A 26434-nucleotide genomic window follows, 5' to 3' on the forward strand; every position below is an offset into this window, starting at 1 on the left:
GCTCCGGCGGACAGGTAGCGTTCTGCCATGCCCTCCCGACCCGGTGTGACCGACGTTCTCGGTGCCGCCGTCGCGGCGGTGGGCGGATCCGAGCGCCCCGGGCAGGTCGCGATGGCCGAGGCGGTCGCAAAGGCGTTGTCCGAGGAGCGTCACCTGCTGGTCCAGGCCGGCACCGGCACCGGCAAGTCGCTGGGCTACCTCGTGCCGGCGCTGCTGCACGACAAGCGCGTCGTGATCGCGACGGCCACGCTCAACCTGCAGCACCAGCTCGTCGAGCGCGACATCCCGGCTCTCAAGGAGGCAGCGCGCGGCACGATGTCCACGGTGCCGCACCACGCCGTGCTCAAGGGCCGCGCCAACTACGCGTGCCTGCACCGGGTCCGCCAGGGCGCACCCGACGACCAGGGCGTCCTGGTCGAGGTCCCCGAGGGCTCGCTGGGCGCCGAGGTCGTGCAGCTGCGCGAGTGGGCCGAGGACCAGGCCCAGGGCGGCCACGCGGGCGACCGCGACGGCGCGCCCACCCACGGTGAGCGCGCCTGGCGCCAGGTCAGCGTCTCCTCGCGCGAGTGCCTCGGCGCCGCGCGCTGCGAGTACGCCGCCGAGTGCTTCGCCGAGCGGGCCCGCGAGGACGCCGCCAACGCCCACGTCGTGGTCACGAACCACGCGATGCTCGCGATCGACGCGATCGAGGGCATCCCGATGCTCCCGGAGTTCGACGCCGTGGTGGTCGACGAGGCGCACGAGCTCGCCGCCCGGGTCACCCAGGCGTCCACCGACGAGCTCGACCCCGGCCTCATCGAGCGAGCCGCCCGCCGGGCCCGGTCGTACCTCGACGACGGGGGCACCGCCGACGACCTCAGTGACGCCGCCGACGCCCTCGCCGATGCACTCACGCACGTCCAGCCCGGCCGCATCGACGCGATCGAGCCCGCCCTGGCCGGCGCGCTCGCCCTCGTCCGCGACAGCGCCCGTGCCTGCTTTTCGAGCTTCACCAAGGAGAAGGGCGAGGAGGCCGATCCCGGCCGCCAGCAGGCGCGCACCTCGATCGACGACGTCCGCAGCGTGGCCGAGCGCATGGCCGCCGGTCGCGAGACCGAGGTGCTGTGGCTGGGGGAGGGCCGCACCGGCCTGCACCTGCGCATCGCGCCGATCGACGTCTCGGGCGCCCTGCGCGAGAAGCTGTTCGGCGAGAAGACCGTCGTGCTCACCAGCGCGACGCTCACCCTCGGTGGCTCGTTCGGTCCCGTCGCGGCGTCCCTCGGGCTCGACATGAAGGGCGAGAACTGGACCGGTCTCGACGTCGGCTCGCCCTTCGACTACCAGCGCCAGGGCATCCTCTACGTCGCGCGCCACCTGCCGGCGCCCGGCCGCGACGGGCTCGAGGCCGAGCAGCTGGGCGAGATCACCGCCCTCGTGAAGGCGGCCGGCGGCCGCACCCTCGGGCTGTTCTCCTCGCGGCGCGCCGCCGAGCGGGCGGCCGAGTACGTGCGCGAGTCCCTGCCCGACCTCGACATCCTCTGCCAGGGCGACGCCCAGCTGCCCGAGCTGGCCCGCCGCTTCGCCGAGGAGCCGAGCGCGTGCCTGTTCGGCACGCTGAGCCTGTGGCAGGGCGTCGACCTGCCGGGGGACACGTGCACCCTGGTGATCATCGACCGCATCCCGTTCCCGCGCCCCGACGACCCGCTCAGCAGCGCCCGCCAGCGCCTCGTCGAGCGTCGCGGCGGCAACGGCTTCATGCAGGTGGCCGCGCAGCACGCCGCGCTGCTGCTGGCCCAGGGCGTCGGTCGCCTCATCCGGCGCTCCACCGACCGCGGCGTGGTGGCGATCCTGGACCCGCGCCTGGTCACCGCGAGGTACGGCGGATTCCTGGCTTCCTCCCTGCCGCCGCTGTGGCGGACCACCGACCGATCGGTCGTCACCGCGGCGCTGCGCCGCCTCGACGAAACGGCGAAGGCGGGGAATCAGGCCTCGGTTTGATACCGTGGCCCGGACTCATCGCTCAACCAGCTCGGGGATCCCATGCCGTTCCGTCTTCCCTCGCTCGCCGCTGCATGCCTGGCGCTCGTCGGATCTCTCTTCGTCGCCGTCGCACCTGCGCAGGCCGCGGGCACACTGTCGACCAAGACCGCCCTCGTGGCCATGACCGACGCCGGGTACGGCGCCGTCTGGGCGCGCTGCACCAAGAAGAAGACGTGCAAGGGCCACATCTGGGTCGACGGCGTCTCCTCCCAGAAGCGCAGCTTCAAGGTCAAGGCCCGGTCGTCGCGTTACGTGACGTTCCGCAACACGACGTGGCGCGCGAAGCCGAAGGCGGTCGTGCGGATGAGCGGCGCGGCGGCGCGCCCCATCACGCAGCAGGCCAAGGTCACCTACGGCACCATCTCCGGCACCGTCGCCCGCACCGGCGGCGCGGCCGCCACCGGCGTCAAGGTCGAGCTGTGGCGCCTGGGCTCGCGCAACCGCAACGTGCTGATCTCCACCGCCAACGACGTCGAGCGCAACGGCGGCCGCTTCTCCTTCCGCGTCCGCATGGGGGCGAACAACTCCCCGTCCGCCAGCTACAAGCTGCACATCATCGGCACCTCCGGCGGCGAGCGCCGCTCGTGGTGGTTCCGTGGCAACGGCGCGGGCGCCTTCGCCGGCGGCGCTCGTGACATGAGTGCGGGCACCACGATCCGCGTCACCCGCGGCGGGAAGTACCGCTACGTCGCCAACGCGCGCTACGCGTCGATCCGCGGCCAGGTCGTCAACGGCTCGAAGCCGGTCGCCGGCTCCGAGGTCACCATCGTGGGCCGTCCTCCCTACTGGTCCCGCTCCTCGCGCGTGCTGCGCGACCTGGACTTCATGTCCTGCGCCAACGTCTACGGACGCACCCGCACCAACTCCAGCGGTCGCTACGAGGTCGGGTTCCTGCCCACCTCCGGCAACCGCATCTACGCCGTCAAGCCCGCCGGTGGCCTGTGGTTCGGCGCCAACGACCGCGGGTGGGGCTCGTGCCACACGATGGTCAACCAGCGTGCCGAGGCCAGCTCCACGGGCCGCATGCTCCAGCTGCCCAACGGTGGTCTCTCCGGCCGCGTGCAGAACATCGGCCGGCACCGCACCAAGGTCTCGGTCATCGCCGGTGGCTACCAGGGCCGCTCCAGCTCGGCCAAGGTCGACCGCTACCTGACGATCCGCGAGTACGCGACGGGCCGCGCGATCCTCGCGTCCGACGTCGTCCGTGCCGGCAACGGCCGCCAGGTCAGCCTCGGCGAGGGCTACTACTGGTTCGAGATGGGCCGCCGCACCGGCTGCCACGCCTGGTACAAGAGCCGCTACAAGAACAACGACGGCTACTTCAACGGACTCGATCGCGGGTTCGAGAAGTGGAAGGCCAAGAACTACAAGATGTACCGCCAGCACTGCCGGGCCTGGACGTCCGGCACGTACAAGCGCGTGTACGTCAAGGGCTCGTCGATGCGCGTCGGCCTGAAGAACTACAAGGGCGGCTCGGTCAGCGGTCGTGTCACGGCGAACAAGGTCAAGCCGCGCACCGAGCTGATGATCCGCCTGACCTCCACCGACGGCAAGAAGGTCTACCGCACCGCGATGACCGACGGCGGCGGCCGCTTCAAGGTCACCGGCTTGGCGTCGGGGCGCTACCGCATCGTCGTCAACGCCGACTCGTGGCGCGGCATCTCGCGCGGGTTCTCCGGTCCGAAGACCGTCAAGGTCACGCGGGGCAAGAACAAGTCCGTGGGCACCCTGAAGTTCCGGCAGTAGCCCGGCGTCCTAGGCTGCCAGCATGGCGATCCTGGTCACCGGCGGAGCCGGCTACATCGGTGCTCACGTCGTCCGGGCCCTCGAGCGCGCCGGCCTGGAGTCGGTCGTCGTCGACGACCTCTCCAGCGGCCACCGCGAGTTCGTGCGACCCGAGGTCCCGTTCATCGACCTCAACGTCCTGCACGCGAAGCAGCTGGTCGACCAGCTCGCCGAGCACCACATCGAGGCCGTCATCCACCTGGCCGCGTTCAAGTACGCCGGGGTCTCGGTCGAGCGGCCGGCCCACACGTGGCGCCAGAACGCCGGCGGCACGCTGAGCCTGCTGCGCGCCATGGAGCGGCTCGACATCGGCGCGATCGTGTTCTCCAGCACCGCGGCCGTCTACGGGACCCCCGACGTGGAGACGGTCACCGAGGACACCGCCACCCGACCGGAGTCGCCCTACGGCGAGTCCAAGCTGGTGGGGGAGTGGATGATCCGCGACCAGGCGCACGCCACAGGCCTGCGCCACACGTCGCTGCGCTACTTCAACGTGGTGGGATCGGGTGAGCCCGACCTCTATGACTCGAGCCCGCACAACCTCTTCCCGCTGGTGATCCGGGCCCTCGCCCAGGGTCACCGCCCGCGGATCTTCGGCGACGACTACCCGACGCCCGACGGCACCTGCGTGCGCGACTACGTGCACGTGGCCGACCTCGCGGAGGCGCACGTCACCGCGGTGCGCCGGCTGCTGGCCGGCAACGAGCTCGCGCGGGTCTACAACCTGGGCAACGGCGAGGGGGTCTCGGTGCGCCAGATCATGCAGTCGGTCTCCGACGCCACGGGCATCGCGTTCGAGCCCGAGGTGATGGGACGTCGTCCTGGCGACCCGGCCCGCATCGTGGCCTCGGGCGCCCTCGCGGCGCGCGACCTCGACTGGAAGCTGACCCACACGCTCGACGACATGGTCGCCAGCGCGTGGGCCTCGCGTCCGGTCGAGCCGGCCGACTGACGCCGACCGTCAGACCCGGCGCAGGACCGCGGTGACCTTGCCGATGATCTGGGCGTCGGTGCCGTCGATCGGGTCGTAGGAGGCGTTCTGCGGCAGCAGCCAGACCTCGCCGTTCTTGCGGCTGAGGGTCTTCACGGTGGCCTCGCCGTCGATCATGGCGGCCACGATCTCGCCGTTCTCGGCGACCTGCTGCTGGCGGATCACGACGTAGTCGCCGTCGCAGATCGCGGCCTCGACCATCGAGTCGCCCTTGACCTCGAGCAGGAAGAGGGTGCCGTCGCCGACGAGCGAGCGGGGCAGCGGCATGACCTCCTCGACGCGCTCCTCGGCCAGGATCGGGCCACCGGCCGCGATGCGTCCGACCATCGGCACGTAGGCCGGCTGGGGGACCGCGTCGCCGCTGCCGGTCTCGTCGACCTCGGCCGGACGCGAGCGCATCGCGGGCTTGGAGTCGGGGAGGTAGATCTCGAGCGCGCGCGGCCGGTTGGGATCGCGACGGATGAAGCCCTTGCGCTCGAGCATGCGGAGCTGGTGCGAGACGGAGGACGTGCTGGCGAGATCGCACGCGGCGCCGACCTCGCGCATGCTCGGCGGGTAGCCGTGGGACTCGATGTGGTCCTTCAGGAACACCAGGATGCGCCGTTGACGCTTGGTCAGCCCGGTCAGGTCGACCGGCTCGTCCAGGTTCTCGCTCATGCCCCGACCGTAGTCCCGGCGGAGCCGCGGATCAAACACGTGTTCGACTCGGCGTGTCCGCCCGTGGCCTAGGGTGTGGGACGTGAGCTATGTGGTGGTGGGAACGCGTGAGGGCGACCGGTGGACGGTCGACGTGTCCGGGGTGGGCACGTCCACCGTCGAGGATCTGGCGCAGGTCGAGGCCTGCGCCCGCGAGGTGCTGCGCGAGCACGGCGTGGCCGACCACGCCACCGTGGACCTCCAGCTGCTGCTGCCGGACTTCGAGGTCGACCTGCGCCAGCACGGGGTGCCCGACCACGGTCTGGGCCCCGTCGAGCTGGTCAGCGGTGCGATCGCCCTCGTGGTGGTGGTCGGCGCGATCGCCTTCCTGCTCGGCCGTCTCCTCGGCTGATCGGGGCCGCGGGGCTCACAGCGGCCCCAGGGCGCTGTGGGGGTCGGCGTCGAGCTCCAGCGTCTCCAGGACCGAGAGGAGCCGGCGCTCCTCGAACCGGAAGTGGCTCTCCATGACCGCGGCGATGCCCTCGAGGTGCCGGTCGAGCTCGGCAGCCGAGGCGGAGCGGTCCACCGCGTCTCGCAGACCGGTGACGAGGTACTCGATCATCGAATGGTCCTGGCGCAGCAGGCGCAGGGTGTCGGCCAGGTCGGGACGCGCGGCCGCGATCGCGGGGAACAGCTCGTGGTCCTCGCCCCGGTGGTGGCCCGAGAGGGCCGTGCAGAAGCCGTGGCAGAACAGCAGCAGGTCGCGCGTCGCGGGGCCGACGGGCTCGCCCGCGGCGACGGCGGCACGCGTCACTGTCAAGGCCTCGCGCAGCCGCGTGTGGACACGGCGCAGCTCCCGGCTCCAGGCGATCAGCCTGGTCTTCTCGCCCTCAGTCACGCGAGGGCGAAGGCAACGACGAGGTCATCGTCGACTCCTTCGGATCCCACGCCTCCATGCCTGGCACGGACTGCCACCGGCACGCGACGCTGTTCCCAAGGTACCAAGCCTCGGCCGTGCCCTCAGTGGCGCAGCTTGTCGTCCAGCTCCTCGGTGAACCGGTCGAGGCCTGCGGCGACCTCGGCGTCCTGCGACCGCTGGCGCGCCAGGTGCTCGTCCTCGCTGAGGGTCTCCCTGGTGACGATGTGCTCGCGGGCGGCCTCGACGCAGGCGCCGAGCAGGATGGCGTACATGCCGATCCAGAGCCACAGCAGCAGCACCACGACACCGGCCAGCGCTCCGTATGTCTTCGAGTAGTTGCCGAACAGGTCGACGTAGAGCGAGAAGCCCAGGGAGACCAGCAGCCACAGGGCGGCCGCGATCATCACGCCCCGGTTGACGATGCCGCTCGTCGACGCCCGGTCGGGGGCGAGGCGGTAGAGCACGCCGATCGCCACGGTGATGCCGCCCGCGAGCACGACCCACCGGAGGGCGTTGGCGAGCAGGCGGACCCCCGGCACGACGTCCACCACGTCGAGGACCGCGGGCACCACCGCGACGAGGGAGATGGCGACCAGCCCGAACACGACCCCGGCGGCGGTCAGCCCCAGGGCGAGGGCCTTGCGCGCGATGAAGGACCGGGTGTCCTGGAGTCCGTACAGCTGGTTGATCGCGGTGACGAGGTTGCCGATGCCGCCCGAAGCCGCGTACACGGCCAGCACGATCGCGATCACGGCACCCAGCCCCAGCGAGCTCGCCGGCGCCGAGGTGAGCTGCTCGATCTGCCCGTTGACCAGCGACGCGGCGTCCGCGGGCAGGGCGTCGGAGATCCGCGCGGTCTGGTCGGCGACGGTCGCTGGGTCCGCCACCAGGCCGTAGATCGAGACGGCGGCGATCAGCGCCGGGAACAGGGAGAGGAAGAGGTAGAAGGCCACGCCCGCGGCCAGCAGGGGAGCCTGGCGGGCCGAGGCCTGACGCCAGGCGGTGAGGAAGGTGCGGACGATCGACATGCCCCGACGCTAACGGCGCGGAGCACGCAGCGCACGACACGCCGTTCGAACAAGTTTTCGATGGTGCTCGATTTTGTCGGAGGGCGGTCGTACAGTCGTTCATGTGTTCGATAGAACACGTGATCGAATCGAACACCGCACGACACGACTGCCGAACTTCCCCGGAGGCCATCATGAGCATCACCCTCGACCACACGCCGTTCGCCCCGCTCGACCTGGCGCGCCGTCCCGTCGTCACCCGCACGACGTACGCCTCCGCTACGGCGGCGCCCTCGGCGCCCGTCCGTCTCACCGGCCGGGGCCGCGTCGCCATCGTCGCGGTGGCGCTCGCCATCATCACGACCCTGGTGATCGTCTTCGGGTCGGCCGTCGTGGCCACGGGATCGGCCTCCGACCCGGGCATCGTCACCACCGTCACGGTGCAGCCGGGCCAGACGCTGTGGAGCATCGCCGCCGAGGCGCGTCCGAACGCGGACATCCGCGCCACGGTCGACGAGATCGTCAAGCTCAACGCCCTCGAGGACGGCGCGCCGCTGCCCATCGGCTCCACCCTGGCGGTTCCGGTCCAGGACTGAGCTCTCGCTCCACCGCGCCCGCACACGGCGCCCATCGATGCCTCGGGGAAGGGGCCGGTGGGCGCCGTGTGCGTCTTCTCGCGGCGGTCTGGGTGTTCGACACGCGTTCATTGCCGAGTCGGCCCGTTCCGGTCCTCGGCGGCGTAGCGTGAGTCGTGACACCGACGTCGAGGAGGTTCGCCCATGGCCATCGTCGCCCATGGTCACCAGATCCACGTGATGACCAGGTTCCGTGGTCAGGTGCTCAGCCGAGCCGCCGTCCTGCTGGCGGCCAGTGCCGTCACCTGGCTGGTGCCGGTCCGCGACGGCGCCCACGGCGTCGACACGCCGTCGGTCTGGCTCGGCAGTGCCCTGACCGAGATCTCACCCTGGATCGCCGCGGCCCTGCTGCTGGCCCTCGCGCTCGCGGGATACGTCTGGCAGCGGGTGCGCCCTGCCGACATGGGCGCCCTGGCGTGGGTCGTGGCCGGGGGAGTCCTGGGCTTCGCGTCCCTGGCCCTCGTCCTGCTGAGCGGTCTGGGGGAGGGCCCGGTCTACTGGTGGCTCGCGGTGGCAGTCGTCGTCACGTCGATGGCGCTGCAGGTCCTCGCCGCGCTCGCGGGGCACGGGGTCGCGGTCCTTCAGGATCGTCGGGCGCAGGGCCGCCAGGCCCATCCCCACGCGCTGGTCTGAGCGGACAGCCGTATGCCCCGGTCGTGGACCGGGGCATACGTGTGTTCGGGTGGTGCGGTCAGCTCTTGAGTTCGCCGCCGGCGCTCTCGAGGTGCGCCCGCACGAACCAGTGGAACAGCTCGAGCGTGCTGATCTGCCCGATGACCATGTCCTCGGTGACCGGGTCGAGGTCCGCGACGGCAGCCTGCGCCTTGCGGTGGTCGTCGATCAGGCCGATGTACACCTGGTCGAGCGCCTTGAGGTGCTCGGTGGTGGTGGCCCGGCCGAGGGGGTAGTCGTCCCACGAGCGTCCCTCGACGATCGCGGCGGGCGTGCCCAAGGGCACCGCGCCGAGAGTGGCGATGCGCTCCGCGGTCTCGTCGACCATGTCGCGGACCTCCACGACGTGCGGGTCGATCATCTCGTGCACGGCGATGAAGTGGGGACCCACGACGTTCCAGTGCACATGCTTCAGGGTCAGCATCAGGTCGTTGAGTGCGTTCAACCGGTCCTGCAGCGTCTTCGCGATGCTCTCGCCATCGGCGATGCTGAGACCGGGAACCGTGTACTTGGGTTTGGTGGCCATGCCTCCACCGTAGGGCGCTCGCCGCCGCTCGCAACCGCAGCGGATGTGACCTGCCTAGCGCTCCAGCGCGCCGCGCAGCCGCTGGTGCTCGGTGGCGCTGCGCACCCGTGCGACGGCCGCGCTCCAGGCGCGGTCGGCCTCTTCGGTGCGGTCGAGCCGACGCAGCAGCTCGGCCCGCGTGGCGTGGTAGAGGTGGTTGTCCAGGCCCAGGCGCTCGACGCTCTCCAGGGCCGTCTCGGCGCCGTGCACCTCGGCCACCGCACAGGCCCGGCCGAGCGCCACGGTGTCGGACGGGGAGATCTGCATGAGCCGGTCGTGCAGGGCCAGCAGGCGGTTCCAGTCGGTGTCCCTCGCCTCGTGAGCCGTGACGTGGGCGGCCTGGATCGACGCACGGATCTGGTAGGGCCCGTTGCGGCCGTCGCGCTGACTGCCGCGGAGCAGGAAGAGCCCCTCCTGGATCTCGTCCTGGCGCCACAGGCTGCGGTCCTGGCGCGAGAGCGCCCGGAGGCTGCCGTCGTCGTCCAGGCGGGCGTCGCGGCGGGCGCGGGTGAGCAGCATGAGGGCCAGCAGCGCCTTCGGCTCCTGCTCGTCGGGGAACAGCTGGACCACCGCACGCGCGGTCTCGAGTGCCTCGCGAGGCAGGTCCACGGAGTAGTTCGGGTGGACGATGCCGTCGTCGAAGATCAGCAGCAGCACGTCGAGCACCCGGCCGAGGTGGCTCTCCGCCTCGCGCTCGGGGATGGCGGCACCGAGAGCCCCGCGGGCACGGTTCTCGGCCCAGGCGATCCGCTGCGCCATCGTGTCGTCAGGAACCGAGAACGCGCCGGCCGTGTCGGGGACGGGCAGTCCGGCGGCGGTCGTGAGCATGAGCGCGATCCGGGCGGCCTCGGGCAGTGCGGGGTGGCAGCAGGCGGCCAGGGTGGTCAGGACGTGGTTGCCGTCCTCAGGCTCGGCCTCGTGCCCGGGGGCGAGGCCCGCGATGCGTGCGGTGGAGGCGAGCAGGTCGTGGGTGGCGGCGTCAGGATGCGCGAGTGCCTGGTCGACCGCGACCCGCGCGGCGCCGACGTCGCCCAGGCGCACGGCGACCGAGGCGAGGGCGTTCAGGCGCGCCGATCGCAGTTCGGGCGAGAGGGGCAGGACCATCGTGATCTGAGAGGTCATCGAGGGGCCGGTCGGAGCAGGTGGTCGTGGGACATCGTGGCTCCCTTCGGTCCGGCGCTGCCCCGTGGGGGCCTGGCTGTTGGGGGTGACCCCTCGATGTTCGCCGACACGCCCGGAATCCGCGACTCGAAATCTCCAGGCCCCGCCCTGACCTGCGCAAACGTCCTCCGATCAGGGCCCGATCCCGTTTCTGTCGGACTTCTTTGCGAAGTTGTTGCTTGGCGTCGATGCGCCGCGTACAGTAACCACTACATCTAGTAGTTACACGGATGTGATTCTCCACATATAGGTCCACAGGCTTCCCCCTGTTGCCCACACCATGTGCGGAGATGTCCACAGCTCGTCCCCAGGTTCGTCCACGGGGACCCGGGTCTGCCCACGCGAGGAGGAAGACGATGCACTGCCCGTTCTGCCGCAACACCGACACCCGCGTGCTCGACTCGCGCGTGGCCGACGAGGGCGGCTCCATCCGCCGACGCCGCGCCTGCTCGCAGTGCGAGAAGCGCTTCACCACGATCGAGCAGATGCAGCTCATGGTCGTGAAGCGCTCCGGGGCCACCGAGCCGTTCGTCCGCGAGAAGGCGATCGCGGGCGTCGCCAAGGCCTGCAAGGGCCGTCCGGTGTCCACCGACGACCTGGCCTGCCTCGGCCAGCAGGTCGAGGACGCCCTCCGCGCCTCGGGCCAGGCCGAGATCAACACCCAGGACATCGGGATGGCGATCCTCGAGCCGCTGCGCGACCTCGACGAGGTGGCATACCTGCGCTTCGCCTCGGTCTACAAGTCCTTCGACTCCGCCGACGACTTCGTCGCCGAGATCGCCGGTCTGATCGCCGACCACGCCGACATCGAGCAGGTGCTCGACGCGTCGACCCGGCCGTCGTCCCCCCAGTCGTCCGACCACGGGTCCTGACCCGTTCCGGTCCGTTCGACGGCCCACTCTCTCCACACTCAGTCATCTTCACCACAGAGCCACACCAACCTCACGCAGCACACCAGGACAGGAGCACCACATGACCGAGACGGTCGGCGGGAACTCGGGACCCGCCCCTCGCACCAGCCGCAAGTCCTCCAAGGCAGGCCTCAAGATCGAGCGCGTCCACACGACCGAGGGCGTGCACCCGTACGACGCGGTCACGTGGGAGCGACGCGATGTCGTCCAGACCAACTGGAAGACCGGCGAGACCGTCTTCGAGCAGCGCGGCGTGGAGTTCCCCGACTTCTGGAGCCTCAACGCCTCCACGATCGTCACCACGAAGTACTTCCGCGGCGCCGTCGGCAGCCCCGAGCGTGAGCAGAGCCTGCGCCAGCTGCTCGACCGCGTCGTGCTGACGTACGTGAAGGCCGGCAAGGACTTCGGCTACTTCGCCAGCGACGTCGACGCCGAGATCTTCGAGCACGAGCTGACGTACATGCTCCTGCACCAGGTCTTCAGCTTCAACAGCCCGGTGTGGTTCAACGTGGGCACGTCCAGCCCGCAGCAGGTGAGCGCGTGCTTCATCCTGGCCGTCGACGACTCGATGGACTCGATCCTGAACTGGTACCGCGAGGAGGGCCTCATCTTCAAGGGCGGCTCCGGTGCCGGCCTGAACCTCTCGCGCATCCGCTCCAGCAAGGAGCTGCTCCGCTCCTCCGGTGGCACGGCCTCGGGCCCGGTGTCCTTCATGCGTGGCGCCGACGCCTCCGCCGGCACGATCAAGTCCGGTGGTGCCACCCGTCGCGCCGCGAAGATGGTCGTGCTCGACGTCGACCACCCCGACATCGTCGAGTTCGTCGAGACCAAGGAGCGCGAGGAGGAGAAGATCCGCGTGCTGCGTGACGCGGGCTTCGACATGGACCTGGGCGGCTCGGACATCACCAGCGTCCAGTACCAGAACGCCAACAACTCGGTGCGCGTGAACGACGAGTTCATGGAGGCCGTCGAGGAGGGCACCGGCTTCGGCCTGCGCGCCCGCACCAGCGGCGAGGTCATCGAGGAGATCGACGCCCGCGAGCTGTGGGGCAAGATGGCCCAGGCCGCGTGGGCCTGCGCCGACCCGGGCATCCAGTACGACTCGACCATCAACGACTGGCACACCACGCCGGAGTCGGGCCGCATCACCGCCTCGAACCCGTGCAGCGAGTACATGCACCTGGACAACTCCAGCTGCAACCTGGCCAGCCTGAACCTGCTGAAGTTCCTCACCACCGAGGGCACCTTCGACACGCAGAAGTTCGTCAAGAGCGTCGAGTTCATCATCACCGCGATGGACATCTCGATCTGCTTCGCCGACTTCCCGACCGAGGCGATCGGCGACACGACCCGCAAGTTCCGCCAGCTCGGCATCGGCTACGCCAACCTCGGCGCCCTGCTGATGGCCTCGGGCCTGGCGTACGACTCCGACGGCGGCCGTGCGCTCGCCGGCTCGATCACCTCGCTGATGACCGGCACGTCCTACCGCCGCAGCGCGGAGCTGGCCGGTGTGGTCGGCGCCTACGAGGGCTACGCGGCCAACGTCGACGGCCACCAGCGCGTCATGCGCAAGCACCAGGCGGCCAACGACGAGATCCGCACCAAGCACGCGATGGACATCGCCGTGCAGAAGGAGGCCACCAAGCAGTGGGCGGCCAACCTGAAGATCGGTGAGAAGAACGGCTGGCGCAACTCGCAGGCCTCGGTCCTGGCGCCCACCGGCACCATCGGCTTCATGATGGACTGCGACACCACCGGCATCGAGCCCGACTTCTCGCTGGTCAAGTTCAAGAAGCTCGTCGGCGGCGGCTCGATGCAGGTCGTCAACCAGACGGTCCCGGCCGCGCTGGAGAAGCTGGGCTACACCGGCGAGACGATCGAGGCGATCGTGGAGTTCATCGCCGAGCACGGTCACGTCATCGACGCGCCGGGCCTGCGCCCCGAGCACTACGAGGTCTTCGACTGCGCCGTCGGCGAGCGTGCCATCAAGCCGATGGGCCACGTGCGGATGATGGCGGCCTGCCAGCCGTTCCTGTCCGGCGCCATCAGCAAGACGGTCAACATGCCCGAGACCGCCACGGTCGAGGAGATCGCCGACGTCTACTTCCAGGGCTGGAAGCTCGGCCTGAAGGCGCTCGCGGTCTACCGCGACAACTGCAAGGTCGGCCAGCCGCTGTCCAGCCAGAAGTCGCAGGACGACAAGACGTCGGCCGAGGCGCCCCAGGCCGAGGTCAAGGTCGTCGAGAAGATCGTCGAGAAGCCGATCCGTCGCCGCCTGCCGAAGTCGCGTGCGTCGATCACCACGAGCTTCAGCGTCGGCGGGGCCGAGGGCTACATGACCTCCGGTGCCCACGACGACGGCACGCTGGGCGAGATCTTCCTCAAGCTGGGCAAGCAGGGCTCGACCCTGGCCGGCGTGATGGACGCGTTCAGCATCGCGGTGTCGATCGGCCTGCAGTACGGCGTGCCGCTGGAGACGTTCGTGAGCAAGTTCACGAACCTCAAGTTCGAGCCCGCCGGCCTGACCGACGACCCGGACGTCCGCATGGCGCAGTCGATCATGGACTACGTCTTCCGCCGCCTGGCGCTGGACTACATCGACTTCGACACCCGTTCGGCGATGTCGATCTTCTCGGTCGACGAGCGTCAGCGCTACCTGGACACCGGTTCGTACGAGCCGGCCAAGGGTGACGGCTCCACGGCCGCCGAGCTGGTCACCGACGAGCCCGCGGGCGCGTCGCCCCAGCAGGCCGCCGAGCTGAAGGCCGAGGCGCAGATCGCCGACGCCGACGCGGTGGCGGTCCAGATCGAGACGGCGCGTCCGGCCACCGGCCAGGCGCACACCTCGGCCGAGCTGCTGGAGGAGATCACGGGTGCGGCGGTCGACAGCCCGCTGTGCATGACCTGCGGCACGAAGATGCGGCCGGCCGGCTCCTGCCACGTCTGCGAGGGTTGCGGCAGCACCAGCGGCTGCAGCTGATCGTCCACGAACCGCGGCGCGGTCGTCCCTGGGGAAGGGGACGGCCGCGCCGCTTTCGTGCGTCCGGGGTTGCATCCGCGCCGGACCAGCGGCAAGCCGCTTCGTGCGTCCGGGGTTGCATCCGCGCCGGACCAGCGGCAAGCCGCTTCGTGCGTCCGGGGTTGCATCCGCGCAGGACCAGCGGACGATGGGGCCATGGAGCGACTCGTGATCGTCGGAGCAGGACTGGCAGCCGCCAAAGCGGTCGAGCGACTGCGGGAGGAGGGCTATGACGGATCGGTGACCGTCGTCGGGGCGGAGGACCGTGCGCCGTACGAGCGGCCGCCGTTGTCGAAGGACCTGCTGCTGGGCAAGGACACCGACCCGACCGTGCTCGGCGAGTCCTGGTGGACGGAGAACGACGTGCGCCTGCTGACCGGGACGCGAGCGGCCGAGCTCGACCGCGAGGCCGGGCGGATCCGCCTGGAGTCGGGGGAGTGGCTCGACTACGACCTGGTCGTGCTGGCCACCGGCGCGGAGCCGCGCGTCCCCGACCTGCCGGGCGCCGACCGGGCGCTGTACCTGCGCACCCTCGAGGACAAGGACCGGGTGCTGGAGGCGATCGGCTCCGGTGGCCACCTCGTGATCGTCGGTGCGGGCTGGATCGGCCTCGAGGTCGCCGCGGCCGCGCGGAGCCACGACGTCCGGGTCACCGTGCTGGAGCGCGACGACCTGCCGCTGCAGAAGGTGCTCGGCGACGAGCTGGCCACCCATGTGGCGGAGCTGCACCGCTCGCACGGCGTCGACCTGCGGACCGGCGTCTCGGTCGAGGAGGTGCTCGTCGGCGCCGACGGACCGGTCGGCGTGCGCACGTCGGACGAGACGATCGACGCCGATCACGTGCTCGTGGCGATCGGCGCGGTGCCGTCGGTGGTGCTGGCCGAGGAATCCGGACTCGAGGTGGACGACGGGATCGTCGTGGACGAGCGGTTCCAGACCCAGGACGAGCGGGTGCTGGCGATCGGCGACGCCGCCAACGCGTGGAACGTCACCATGGAGGACCGGCTCCGGGTCGAGCACTGGGACAACGCGATCCGTCAGGGGAGGGCCGTCGCCGACGTGCTGCTGGGTCGCGACACCGTGCACGACTGGCTCCCGTACTTCTACACCGACCAGTTCGAGTTCTCGATGGAGTACGTCGGGCGCCCGGGACCGAAGGACGCGGTGGAGATCCGCGGCGACCTCGCGGCCAACGAGTTCATCGCCTACTGGCTCGACGACGAGTCCCGCGTGACCGCGGGCATGAACGTGGGGATCTGGGACGTCAGCGACACGCTGCGCCAGATGGTGGGCACGACGGTGGACCGCTCGGAGCTCGGCGACCTGCGCTGAGCCGCCGTGGGCCCCGGGCTGCACAGGGCCCGGGGCCCGTCTCGGCGGCGGGGGCGTGCACGAGACCCCTCGACCGTAAGTGACCGAATGCACAGACGCAACCCTGAGTTACAGTGGGATTGCAGTGGTGCAACGTATGCACAAGTGCATAGAATGCAGTTGTGCAATCCTTAGTCGTCAGCCCGCTCGTGGCCGAACGCCAGCGTCAGACCTGGACGGCGATCCACCACGCTGCCGCGTCGGCCGCCCTCGCGTCGGGCCCCGACGCGGTCACCGTCGCGCAGATCGCCGCCGAGGCCGGGATCTCGCCGCGGACGTTCTTCAACTACTTCGAGTCCAAGGAGGACGCCATCATCGGCGTCCGTCCGCCGTCGGTCAGCGAGGAGACGCTCGCGGCCTTCCGTGAGAACGCGGGCATGACCCCGGTCCTGCGCGTGAGTCACCTCGTCGCCGACGTCGCCGCCAGCACGATCGGCCCCGGCGTCGACCTGGTGCAGCGCCGCCGGCTGGCCGCCGCGAACCCCCGCCTGCGCACCCGGCTCACCCAGGTGTTCACCGACAGCCGCAAGCACGTCGCGGCGCGCCTCGTCGAGGACGTGGACACGCCGTGGCTCGGCATCGAGAGGCTGCCGACCGACCTGCACGAGTCTCGCGCCCTGATCCTGCTGGCCGGAGCCGTCGTCACGCTCGCGTGGACGACCGACCCCGACCACTTCAACACGCACCGCGCCGCCGCCCTCGAGACGGCCATCGCCACCTTCCGAAAGGTCACCTCCACCACGCTATGAGCACCACCATCACCGATCCCCACCAGAAGCGGACCGTCCGGCTCGTCTTCGCCGCGCTCATGCTCGTGATGCTGTTGGCATCCCTGAGCCAGACGGTCCTGTCGACCGCCCTGCCGACCATCGTCGGCTCCCTCGACGGTGCCGACCACATCGCCTGGGTCATGACGGCCTACCTGCTGGGCATGACGGTCACGATGCCGATCTACGGCCGACTCGGCGACCGGCTCGGCCGCAAGCCGATGCTGCTGCTCGCGATCGTCCTGTTCACCATCGGCTCCCTCGTCGGTGCGCTGGCCCAGGACATGACCGTCCTGATCGCCGGCCGCGCGGTGCAGGGTCTGGGCGGCGGCGGCCTCATGGTGCTCTCGCAGGCCGCCATCGCCGACGTCGTGCCCGCGCGCGACCGCGGCAAGTACATGGGCATCCTCGGCGCCGTGTTCGGCCTGTCGTCGGTCGCGGGCCCGCTGCTCGGCGGCTGGTTCACCGAGGGCCCCGGCTGGCGCTGGACCTTCTGGATCAACGTGCCGCTGGGCGTGCTGGCGTTCGCCGCGGTCGTGATGCTGCTGCAGAAGCCCGCCGTCGAGCGTGCCCGCACCCGCGTCGACTACCTGGGCATGGCGCTGCTCGCCGTCGCCACCAGCGCCCTCATCCTCGGAGCGACCTGGGGCGGCCACCAGTACGACTGGAACAGCCCTCAGATCATCAGCCTGGCCGTGACGACGGTCGTCGCCGCCATCGCGTTCGTGCTCGTGGAGCGCCGCGCCGAGGAGCCGGTCATGCCGCTGGCGCTGTTCCGCGATCGCAACTTCAACCTCACCACCGTCGGCGTCATCATCCTGGGCGTCGCGATGTTCGGCTCGCTGTCCTACCTGCCGACCTACCTGCAGATGTCGGTCGGCGTCGATGCCACCCACGCCGGTCTCATGATGATCCCGATGATGGGCGGTATGCTCGTCACGTCGATCACGGTCGGGCAGGCCGTGAGCCGCACCGGTCGCTACCGCTGGTACCCGATCGCGGGCGCGCTCGTCACCGGCCTGGGCCTGTTCCTGCTCTCGACGATCGACATCGGCGACTCCCGCTGGGTGATCGAGGGCTCGCTGCTCGTGCTCGGCATCGGGATCGGCTTGGGCATGCAGGTCCTCACGCTGATCGTGCAGAACTCGTTCTCGCACCGCATCGTCGGCACGGCGACCGCCGCGAACAACTTCTTCCGCCAGGTCGGCGGCACCCTGGGTGCCGCGGCGGTCGGCTCGATCTTCACGTCGCGCCTGACGGAGTCGCTCAGCACGAAGCTGCCGGCGGCCGGCGGCGGGTCGTCGTCGCTGACGCCCGACTCGGTGGCCCAGCTCCCGCAGGAGATCCACGACATCGTGGTGGGCGCCTACAACGAGGCGCTCATGCCGATCTTCCTGTGGCTCGCGCCGCTGACCCTCGTGTCGGCCGCGGTGCTGTGGTTCGTGCACGAGAAGCCGCTGCGTCACACGATCGAGGCGGCCAGGAAGGACGAGTCGTTCGGCGAGCAGACGCTCGACGCCGCCGAGGCGATGACCGGCGCCGAGCGCTGACTCAGCGCACCGCCGAACGGGCGGCGAGTCGCTCCGCGATCCCACTGGATCGGGCGACTCGCCGCCCGATCGCCGTCCGGATGTCCTCGGGGGTGCCGATGACGGTCACACCGGCGACGGCCCGCGTGATGGCGGTGTAGAGCAGCTCGCGCGTCATGGCGCGCGACTCGGCTCCCGGCAGCAGGACCGTGACATGGTCGAACTCGCTGCCCTGGCTGCGGTGGATCGTCATCGCGTAGCCGGTCTGCACGTCGGGCAGGCGTGAGGTGGCCAGCTCGCGCACGGGATCGCCGTCGAGCGCCACCTGCACGTGCTCTTCGCGGGCCACGACCACGCCGGCGTCGCCGTTGAACACCGCGAGCGGGGCGTCGTTGCGGGTGACCAGCACCGGACGGCCCGGGTACCACTCGTCGTAGCCCACCTCGGGACGAAGCCAGGCGGTGACGTGGTCGTTCCAGGTGGTGGCCCCGTGCGGACCGTCGCGGTGCGCGCACAGCAGGCGGTCGCGGGCCAGCCGGGCGAGGGCCGTGCTCTCGTCGCCTGCCCGTCCGGCGGCGACGAGGTCGCGGGCCAGGGGCAGCAGGGTGGACTCGAGCTCGGCGTGGGCGCGGGCGGGGTCGACGAGGCGGATCGACGGCTCCCCGGCGGTCAGGAGATCGACGGCCGTGTCGGCGTCGCCGTCGCGGACCGCGGCGGCCAGGCGGCCGATGCCCGCACCGAAGCGGTGGCTGCGGGTGAGCCGGACGACGTGCTCGGAGGACCAGCCGGCGACCACGTCGTGCAGCACCGCGCCCGCCTCGACCGAGGCCAGCTGGTCGGCGTCGCCCACCAGGATCAGGCGGGTGTCCGGGCGCAGCGCCTCCAGCAGCCGGGCCACGTGCTCCAGGGACGCCATCGAGGTCTCGTCGACCACCACCACGTCGTGGGGCAGCCGCCGGGTGCGGTCGTGGCGGAACCGCGTGTGGTTGTCGTGGCGCCAGCCGAGCAGGCGGTGCATCGTGGACGACGGCAGGCCGGTGAGCCACGCACGCTCGTCGTCGGTGAGGGCGAGGCGCGCGGCGGTGGCCACGACCGCCTCGCGCATGCGGGCGGCCGCCTTGCCGGTGGGCGCCGTGAGCGCCACGCGCAGCGGTCGCCCGCGCGTGGCCAGCGACTGGGCCTGGAGGATCGCCAGCACGCCGGCGACCGTGGTCGTCTTGCCGGTGCCGGGCCCGCCGGTGAGCACGATCGTCCCCACGCGGGCCGCCCGCTCGGCCGCGGCCCGCTGGTCGAGGTGCTCGTCGCCCGGGAAGAGCCGGTCGAGATCGGCGGTGAGCCGCTGCTCGTCGAGTGCCGGGGGCGTCGTGGCCGCGCGGGCCGCGAGGTCGTCGCACAGGGCGACCTCGAGCTCGCGGTAGCGGTCGAGGTAGAGCAGGTCGTGCTCGACGACGAGCACGCGGCCGAGTCGGCTCGTGCCGACGGCCTCGAGCCACGCGTCGGCCTCGGGCCAGGCGAGGCCGGGGACCTCGGGGTCCTGGCGTGGGTCGAAGCACGTCGAGCCGTGGCGGACGGCCCGCAGCGCGAACGCGAGGGCGAGCAGCGGCAGGGGAGCGGACTCGCCGGTGATCCGCCCGAGGCGTGCGGTCATCAGCGCGTCGCCGGTGGTGAGGACCTCAGCGGCGACGAAGTCGTCGATCGTGGCGTGCGGGGTCATCGTGCGGCCTCCGGGCGGGTTCCGTCGAGCAGGTCGGACAGCGCGATCACCAGCGCGGTGGGCGGCTGCCACGAGAACACCCCGTACGGAACGCCCTCGTGCCGCGGGGTGTCGGGTCCCGCCATGCCGCGCACGTAGAGGTAGAGGACGCCGCCGAGGTGCTCCTCGGGTGCGTAGCCGCGCACGCGCCACCGCAGGAACCGGTGCAGCACGACGGCGTACAGCAGGGCCTGCAGCGGGTAGGTGCCCGAGTTCATCGCCTCGGCGAGGGCGTCGGGCCGGTACCCGCCGATCGTGAGCGGTGCGTCGGGGGCGCCGAGCCAGTTCGTCTTGTGGTCCACCACGAGGAAGCGGCCCGACGGCAGCCGCAGGGCCAGGTCGATGGAGCCGGTGAGGTAGCCGCGCAGCGACTGCTCGGCCAGCGCCGGGGAGCGCAGGCGGTCGGCGAACGGCCGGATCGGGTCACCGGCCGGCAGGTGCTGCTCGATCAGGTCGGCCAGGTCGGCGAGGCGACCCATCGTGGCGCCGGGGTGGTCGCCGCCACCCATCGGGATCTCGAAGTCGAGCTCCTTGAACTGCCGCTCGGCGAGCACAGTGGCCAGGTCGAGGTCGTCGGCCAGCGGGCCCAGCGGCGTGGTGAGGACGGCCTCGAACGCGGCCACGGCGGCGTCGACGTCGACCTCGACGGGCCACAGCGCGAGCTGCTCGCGGATCCGGAGCTCGAGCTCGACGCGCCGGTCGGGTGCCGCGACGTCGACCTCCTCCAGCACGGCGTGCACGAGGCTGCCGAACGTGGCGCCCTTCGGCAGGTCGGCCATCGGCGAGAGCCGCTCGTCGGGTCCGACCTCCGCGACGACGAGGGTCTCGGACTCGTCGGTGGTGCCCTCGGCCTCGGTCTCGCTGCCGACGTGGGGCGTGGACTCCTGCTCCGCGCGGATCAGCCCGGAGTAGGAGGTGCGTCGCCACGCCAGGTCGAGTTCGCGGTCGAACGTGCGCACGCCGAGGTCGGCGGTCTCGCCGGGCGCCGGGGGAACGGGACTCGTGCGCTCGGCGACGCGCTCCAGCACGGGGCCACCCCGCTCGCTCCAGCCACGCAGCACCGACCAGGCCGTGGGGTCGTCGGGGGTCGTGACCTCGTCGGGGACCTCCGGGCGGGCGGGGTCGGGTCGGAAGAGGAGGCGGTGCAGGCCGGAGTTGCGGGCGTCGCGGGTGGGCGCCCACCACGCCACGAGCTGGGACTTCGCGCGGGTCATCGCCACGTACGCGAGTCGCAGCACCTCGCCCGCGTCCTCGGCCTGGGCGGCACGCGAGTGGGCGGCGAAGTCGGCGTGACCCGGCCCCCCGACGTCGAGGAACCTGCTGCCGGAGGCGTCGTGGAAGCGCGGGCGCTCGTCGCGGTCGGGGCGCCACCGGTTGAACAGGAACGGCAGGTGGACGATCGGGAACTCCAGGCCCTTGCTGGCGTGGATCGTGAGCACCTGGACGGCCTTGGCATCGCTGTCGAGGCGGCGGGTGAGCTCGGGCGACTCGCCGGCCTCGGTGCGCCGGCGTCGCAGCCACTGGACGAGCCCCGACAGGCCGAGCCGCTCGCGCAGCGCCACCTCGTGGAGCAGGTGGGCCACGTGGCGCAGGTCGGTCATCCGGCGGTAGCCGTCGGGCCGGGCCAGCATGCGCGCGGCGAAGACCTCGTCGGTGAGGGACTCCACCACCGCCGCGACACCGCGCGTGCCCAGCAGGTCGGCCAGGTCGCGCACGCGCGTGGCGATGGCGTCGGTGAGCCGGTCGCCGCCGGCCACGAGGCTGGTGGCGTCGTGCCCGAGCAGGTCGGTGAGGGCGGCCGCGCGGACGAGGCCGGACCGCTGCGGGGACTCCATCGCCTCGAGGAGCGTGAGCCAGTCGTCGGCGGCCTGGCTGACCAGGACGTTGCTGCCACCGCCGAGGACCGCGGGGATGCCGTGCCGGGCGAACGTGCGCCGGACGAGGTCGGCTTCGACGCCGGTGGCGACCAGGACCGCGATGTCGCCGGCGGCCACCGGCCTGACCTCGGAGCCCGTGTCGTAGGTGGCGCCGGACGCCAGCGTCTCGGCGACGTCGACCGCGAGGTCCTCGACGATCCGCTGGCGCGCGAGGGCGACCGGGAGGTCCTGGGAGTCCTCGTAGTCCTCGCGGTCGAGGACGCGCAGGCGGAAGGCGGCCGGGTGGGGCAGTCCCGCCAGGCGGCTGCCGTCGTGCCGGGCCCGCACGGGACGGACGGCGATGTCGGGGTGCCCCAGCTGTGCCCCAGCGAAGGTGGCGCCGAGCGCGTCGACCAGCGGAGCGTCGCTGCGCCAGTTGACCGGCAGGGTGCGGCGCTCGGTGGCGGTGGCGGCCGCGCGCAGGTAGGTCTGGACGTCGCCGCCGCGGAAGGCGTAGATCGCCTGCTTCGGGTCACCGATCAGCACGAGCGTGGCCACGCCGCTGAAGGCCCGGTCGAGCACGTTCCACTGCACGGGGTCGGTGTCCTGGAACTCGTCGACCAGGACGACGCGCCAGCGGTTCCGCATGAGCGTGCGGGCGGGGGAGTCGGGGTCCTCCAGGACGCTCTCGAGCCGCCGCAGCAGGTCGTCGTAGTCGAGCAGGCCGAGCTCGCGCTTGCGCTGGTCGAGGCGGCGTCGCACGGCGTGGGCGAACCGCACCCGGACCCCGGCCGGCGCGTCGGGGTCGGCGTCGGCGGGCACGAGCGCGGCGTGGGGATCGGCGACGACCGCGTGGGCCAGGGTGCGGGCCTGGCCGTGCGAGAGCGCGGGGCCGTCCTCGTTCGCGTACTTCGCCACGTAGAGGTCGTCGACGATCTGGTCGACCAGCTCGGTGAGGTCGTCGGTCAGCTCGGCGGACCCGTCGGAGTCGCCGGCGGTGCCGAGGCTGCGCAGCACGGTCTGGCAGAACTGGTGGGTGGTGGCGATCGTGGCACCGTCGAAGTCGGCCAGCGCCGCGCGCAGCCGGGCCCGACGAGCGGCGAGCTCGGTCTCCGGCACGTCGACCAGGAGGCGCAGGAGCGGGTCGTCGCCCGCGCGATGGGCGGCCGGGTCGCCGAGCGCGGCCTCGGCCGAGACGAGCTGGTCGCGTACCCGCTCGCGCATCTCGCGACTGGCCGCACGACCGAAGGTGATCACGAGCAGCTCGGGCAGGGTGACGACGCCCTCGGCGACGCACCGGGCCACGAGCGCGCCGATCGTCCAGGTCTTCCCGGTGCCGGCGCTGGCCTCGAGCAGGGTGGTGCGCTGCGGCAGCGGGTCGGTGATGTCGAACGCGCTCAGCTCGGGCGCCGTCAGGGGCAGGTCGCTCACAGCTGGGCCTCCTGCTGGTGGTCGAGCGCGCCGTCCCACAGCCGGGCGGCCAGCGTGGTGAACCCGCCGGCGACGAGGGTCTCGAACGGTGCCTTGGGTCCCCAGACGCGCACGATCTCCTCGGCGTCGCGGTCGGCGGGCGGTCCGAACGCCTTGGCCTCGCGCTGCCACTCGCGGGCGGCGATGCGCGCCGCGGCCTGGGGTCCGCGCGCCCGCTGCTGGAACGCGAACAGGCGGGCGAGCTCGACGGGAAGCGGCAGCGGACGCTGCAGGCCGTCGTCGCGCAGGTCGACGAGATCGGCGAGCAGGCCGAGCGCCTCGTCGCGGCTGGCGGGCGAGCGTGTGACGACCTGGGCGGTGCCGCGCCCGACCTTGCCGGCGAGGTGGGCGACCCAGGGGACCTCGGGTCGCTGGAGGCCCAGGGCCAGCAGCCGCACCCAGTCGCGCAGGCGGTGCCGGCCGTGGACGGTGGAGTAGGAGACGGTCACGAGACGGTCCTCGTGCACGCCCTCGACCGTGCCGGTGAGGCGGCGGCCGTCGGGCAGGGCGACGTCGATGTCGACGGACTCGGCGTCGCCCGCGCGCAGCGCCGTGGTGCCTCCGACGAGCGTGGCGACGCGCGTGCCGACATCGTTGCCGACGGCCTCGCCGAGGCGACCGGGCGGCATCATCCCGGCGCGCCAGACCGCCGACCACGCGTCGGCCGGCGCCACGCCCCGGACCGCGTCGTCGAGGAGGCGCTGTCCGATCCGCCAGCGCTCGAGCCCGTCGAGCGTGATCGGCAGGTCCTCGTCGAGGAGCTGCTCCTCGCCGCGCAGGAGGACGTCGAGCCGCTGCCGCCAGAACCCCCGCACCGGGTTCTGCACGAAGGCGATGAGGTCGGCCAGCGCCAGGTCCTCGCGCGGCGGGGCCGGCAGCGGATCGGGCAGGAAGGGCGAGGGCTCCAGCCGCGGCCGCAGGCTGGCGCGGGCCCCGGCCAAGGCGGCGGGATCGAAGCTGAAGGGCCGTGGATCGCCGGTGACCGCACCCGGGCGCAGGTTCCGCGGGTCGAACGGCTGCAGCGGGTGATGCGTGACCACGTCGACGTCGCCGGCGGTGCGGCGGACCTGGTCGAGCAGCTCGCCCAGCGGGACGGCCGGCGGGCGTGCTTGGCCGCGGTGCTCGTCGGCGCCGGTGTAGGTGACGACGAGTGTCTCGGTGGCCGACATCACCGCGTCGAGCAGGAGCTGGCGGTCCTCGGCGCGCGCGTCGCGCTCGCCGGTGAGCGGCCGGCGGGCCAGTGCGTCGTCGCCGTCGACGTGGGTGGCACGGGGGAAGGTGCCGTCGTCGAGGCCGACGAGGCACACCACCCGGTGCGGCACCGAGCGCATCGGCACCATCGTGCAGACCGTGAGGCTGCCCGTGCGGAAGTTCGCTCGCGAGGGGCGCCCCGCCCAGCGCTCGCGCACCATCGTGAGGACCTCCCCGGGGCGCAGGACCGTGGTGTCGTCGTCGAGGCGCTCGAGCTCGCGGTCGACCTGCTGGCGCTGCCAGGCGTCGCGCAACGGTACGTCGGCGAGGTCGGTGAGCATGGCGTCGATCCGTGCGGACCACTGCGCCATCGTGGCGCTCCCGGCGAACGCGTCGACGGCGCGCTCGAGTCCGTCGAGGAACGTGACGAGGCGGCCGGCCAGGTCGACGTCGCCGCTGGGCACGTCGTCGAGCGGCAGCACCTCGGCGACGAGGCGGGCGGGGTCCTCGGTGGCGGCCACCCCGGCGACCAGGCGGTCGAGGCCCGTGCGCCACGTGTTCTGCTCGACCCGCAGGCCGAACCGCTGGCGGTGGGGTCCGTCGAAGCCCCAGCGGACCCCGCTGGACTCGACCCACCCGGCGATGCGCTCGATGGCGTCGTCGTCGAGGTCGAAGCGGTGCCGGACCGGCTCGGCACCGAGCAGGTCGAGCACCTCGGCGTTGGTGGCGCGCCCGCGCCGGGCCAGCTCGAGCACCGCGACCGTGAGGCCGAGGAGGGGATTGGTGCGCGACGCGGCGCGGTCGGCGAGCATGACCCGGAGCCGGTGCCCGGGGTGGTGGGGCGTGTCGCCGAGGATCTCGGCCTGGCCGAACGCCGCGTGGAACAACGGCGCGTACGACTCGATGTCGGGGACCATCACGAGCACGTCGCGCGGCTCGAGCGAGGGGTCGTCCTGCAGCAGCCCCACGACGACGTCGCGGAGCACGTCGACCTGGCGCGCGCGACCGTGGCAGGCGTGCACCTGGACGGTGCGGTCGCCGGGTGAGGGAGCGGGTCCGGCCGAGCCGGGTCGGTCCGCCGCCACGTCGGCCTGGAGGCGGCCCAGCAGCGTGCCAGGCCGCTCCACGGTCAGGGCGGGGTGCACGGTGGCCCCCGGCGCCACCGCCGCCAGGGACCTTTGGAGCTCGCGGACGTCGCGGCCGAGGGCGGCCAGCAGCGGGTTGTGCAGCAGCTGGGCCGTGTCGTCGGCCCCGCGCGGGACGATGCCGGCGGCGTCGGTGAGGCGGTCCCACGCGGCGGGGGAGGGATGCGGCAGCCACAGGTGCACGTCGCGGTGCTCGGCCAGCGCCGCCAGCACCTGCAGCTCGCCCAGCGGGAGCCGGTTGTGGCCGAAGAGGTTCACCCGGGAGGGCAGGTCGACCGCGCCCGCCGAGCCGGCCAGCGCGGCGATCGTGGCGCCGATGCGCTCGTCGGGCGAGGGCGCCTGGAGCCGGGCCCGCACGCGGCGCCACACCTCGGCCTGCCAGCGCACGTCGTCCGGCAGGGGCGCGCCGGTGCCGTCCTCGTCGCGCCCGGCCGACCAGGCCTCGGTCATCGCGGGGCGCTGGCGCGCGTAGGCGTGCAGGCGCGCGGCCAGCGAGCGGGCGACCCCCAACCGTCGATCGCGGCGCAGCTCGCGCTCGAGCCCGGTCCGACCCTGGCCGAGGTGCCGCGCGACCGCGGCGAGCCACGGCTCGTCGAGGCCCGACTCGATCACCTCGAGCACCCGCCACACCAGCGCGTCGGGCCGCCACGGGTCCTGCTCGTCCTCGCCCACGAGCTCGGCGACGATCGAGTGCGGCCGCGCGAACCGCACGCCCGCGGTGACCCCGTCGCCGCCACCGGGTGACGCGCCCAGCCGGTGGCTCAGGCGCTGGGACAGCCACCGCTCGGTGCCGAGCGCCGCGACCACGACGAGCTCGGTGGCGAACGGATCGTCCGTGGGCTCGGCCAGCAGGGTGGCCAGTCCGTCGGCCAGCACGTCGGTGCGCTCGGCGCGGTGCAGGTGGAAGGTCATGTCGGGCTCAGTCTGCCGTGTCGGTCCGACACCGTGGGCGACCGTGCGGGATTCCCCCATGAGCACGGGAAACTTCGACCGCTCGCACCAAAGATCGCGAAACCGCGTCATGGGGTGCCG

The 26434-nt window shown here is 72.1% G+C and carries 19 protein-coding genes; 11 read left to right on the top strand and 8 right to left on the bottom strand.

The genetic code is table 11. The features are described from left to right. Positions 1–27 precede the first annotated feature (27 nt). From B2363_RS02705 to galE, 3 genes are read left to right on the top strand one after another with little or no spacing between them, the layout of a single operon-like run. The gene (locus B2363_RS02705) at positions 28–1977 is read left to right on the top strand and encodes an ATP-dependent DNA helicase (protein ID WP_286928257.1); all 1950 of its coding nucleotides are present in this window, start codon (positions 28–30) and stop codon (positions 1975–1977) included. 42 nt (positions 1978–2019) lie between these two features. Then, positions 2020–3765, top strand: coding sequence for a carboxypeptidase-like regulatory domain-containing protein (locus tag B2363_RS02710; protein ID WP_286928259.1), 1746 nt, complete (start codon positions 2020–2022; stop codon positions 3763–3765). Positions 3766–3787: 22 nt separating this feature from the next. Further along, a complete protein-coding gene (galE, locus tag B2363_RS02715; RefSeq protein ID WP_286928261.1) occupies positions 3788–4756 on the top strand; it encodes a UDP-glucose 4-epimerase GalE in 969 nt (322 codons plus the stop codon). A 9-nt stretch (positions 4757–4765) separates the two neighbouring features. Here the strand turns inward: galE and lexA are convergent, their stop codons facing one another. Further along, complete coding sequence (gene lexA / locus B2363_RS02720) at positions 4766–5452, bottom strand: transcriptional repressor LexA (protein ID WP_286928263.1); 687 nt, start codon at positions 5450–5452, stop codon at positions 4766–4768. Between the two features lie 82 nt (positions 5453–5534). Between lexA and B2363_RS02725 the strand changes: the two genes are divergently transcribed. After that, positions 5535–5843: a hypothetical protein gene (locus tag B2363_RS02725; protein WP_286928265.1), complete on the top strand. Its 309-nt coding sequence runs from the start codon at positions 5535–5537 to the stop codon at positions 5841–5843. Between the two features lie 15 nt (positions 5844–5858). Here the strand turns inward: B2363_RS02725 and B2363_RS02730 are convergent, their stop codons facing one another. Together B2363_RS02730 and B2363_RS02735 are read right to left on the bottom strand one after the other, a co-directional pair. Further along, positions 5859–6329, bottom strand: coding sequence for a hemerythrin domain-containing protein (locus tag B2363_RS02730; RefSeq protein WP_286928267.1), 471 nt, complete (start codon positions 6327–6329; stop codon positions 5859–5861). Between the two features lie 122 nt (positions 6330–6451). Next, the gene (locus tag B2363_RS02735; RefSeq protein ID WP_286928268.1) at positions 6452–7378 is read right to left on the bottom strand and encodes a YihY/virulence factor BrkB family protein; all 927 of its coding nucleotides are present in this window, start codon (positions 7376–7378) and stop codon (positions 6452–6454) included. Between the two features lie 173 nt (positions 7379–7551). Between B2363_RS02735 and B2363_RS02740 the strand changes: the two genes are divergently transcribed. Then, positions 7552–7953 (top strand): LysM peptidoglycan-binding domain-containing protein, encoded by a 402-nt coding sequence (locus B2363_RS02740; protein WP_286928269.1) that lies wholly within the window; start codon positions 7552–7554, stop codon positions 7951–7953. A 183-nt stretch (positions 7954–8136) separates the two neighbouring features. Continuing rightward, a complete protein-coding gene (locus tag B2363_RS02745) occupies positions 8137–8625 on the top strand; it encodes a hypothetical protein (RefSeq protein WP_286928271.1) in 489 nt (162 codons plus the stop codon). A 58-nt stretch (positions 8626–8683) separates the two neighbouring features. Here B2363_RS02745 and B2363_RS02750 read toward each other — a convergent pair whose 3' ends face one another. Both B2363_RS02750 and B2363_RS02755 read right to left on the bottom strand, forming a co-directional pair. Beyond that, on the bottom strand, positions 8684–9190 hold the full coding sequence (locus B2363_RS02750) for a Dps family protein (RefSeq protein ID WP_286928272.1): 507 nt from the start codon (positions 9188–9190) through the stop codon (positions 8684–8686). Between the two features lie 54 nt (positions 9191–9244). Beyond that, positions 9245–10351, bottom strand: a complete 1107-nt coding sequence (locus B2363_RS02755; RefSeq protein ID WP_286928273.1) for an RNA polymerase sigma factor — start codon at positions 10349–10351, stop codon at positions 9245–9247. Positions 10352–10746: 395 nt separating this feature from the next. Here B2363_RS02755 and nrdR point away from each other — a divergent pair, with 395 nt between their 5' ends. The 5 genes from nrdR to B2363_RS02780 all read left to right on the top strand — a co-directional run bounded on the left by nrdR (position 10747) and on the right by B2363_RS02780 (position 18008). Beyond that, the gene (nrdR, locus tag B2363_RS02760) at positions 10747–11262 is read left to right on the top strand and encodes a transcriptional regulator NrdR (protein WP_286928274.1); all 516 of its coding nucleotides are present in this window, start codon (positions 10747–10749) and stop codon (positions 11260–11262) included. A 100-nt stretch (positions 11263–11362) separates the two neighbouring features. Next, positions 11363–14281 (top strand): vitamin B12-dependent ribonucleotide reductase, encoded by a 2919-nt coding sequence (locus tag B2363_RS02765; RefSeq protein ID WP_286928275.1) that lies wholly within the window; start codon positions 11363–11365, stop codon positions 14279–14281. Positions 14282–14476: 195 nt separating this feature from the next. Beyond that, a complete protein-coding gene (locus tag B2363_RS02770) occupies positions 14477–15652 on the top strand; it encodes an NAD(P)/FAD-dependent oxidoreductase (protein WP_286928276.1) in 1176 nt (391 codons plus the stop codon). Positions 15653–15813: 161 nt separating this feature from the next. Continuing rightward, the gene (locus B2363_RS02775; RefSeq protein ID WP_286928278.1) at positions 15814–16440 is read left to right on the top strand and encodes a TetR/AcrR family transcriptional regulator; all 627 of its coding nucleotides are present in this window, start codon (positions 15814–15816) and stop codon (positions 16438–16440) included. Further along, positions 16437–18008 carry an MDR family MFS transporter gene (locus B2363_RS02780; RefSeq protein WP_286928280.1) on the top strand — a complete coding sequence of 524 codons (1572 nt, stop codon included), beginning with the start codon at positions 16437–16439 and terminating at the stop codon, positions 18006–18008. Before B2363_RS02775 ends, B2363_RS02780 begins: the two co-directional genes overlap by 4 nt. A gap of 1 nt (position 18009) precedes the next feature. Here the strand turns inward: B2363_RS02780 and recD are convergent, their stop codons facing one another. Genes recD through recC form a run of 3 tightly spaced genes read right to left on the bottom strand, consistent with a single transcriptional unit; the run spans position 18010 to position 26314 of the window. Next, positions 18010–19701 carry an exodeoxyribonuclease V subunit alpha gene (gene recD / locus B2363_RS02785; RefSeq protein ID WP_286928282.1) on the bottom strand — a complete coding sequence of 564 codons (1692 nt, stop codon included), beginning with the start codon at positions 19699–19701 and terminating at the stop codon, positions 18010–18012. Continuing rightward, positions 19698–23027: a UvrD-helicase domain-containing protein gene (locus B2363_RS02790; RefSeq protein WP_286928283.1), complete on the bottom strand. Its 3330-nt coding sequence runs from the start codon at positions 23025–23027 to the stop codon at positions 19698–19700. Before B2363_RS02790 ends, recD begins: the two co-directional genes overlap by 4 nt. Beyond that, positions 23024–26314 carry an exodeoxyribonuclease V subunit gamma gene (gene recC, locus B2363_RS02795; protein ID WP_286928285.1) on the bottom strand — a complete coding sequence of 1097 codons (3291 nt, stop codon included), beginning with the start codon at positions 26312–26314 and terminating at the stop codon, positions 23024–23026. Before recC ends, B2363_RS02790 begins: the two co-directional genes overlap by 4 nt. Between the last annotated feature and the right edge of the window lie 120 nt (positions 26315–26434).

This window comes from Aeromicrobium sp. UBA7512 (genome assembly GCF_002476985.1).
GTDB lineage: Bacteria > Actinomycetota > Actinomycetes > Propionibacteriales > Nocardioidaceae > Aeromicrobium > Aeromicrobium phoceense.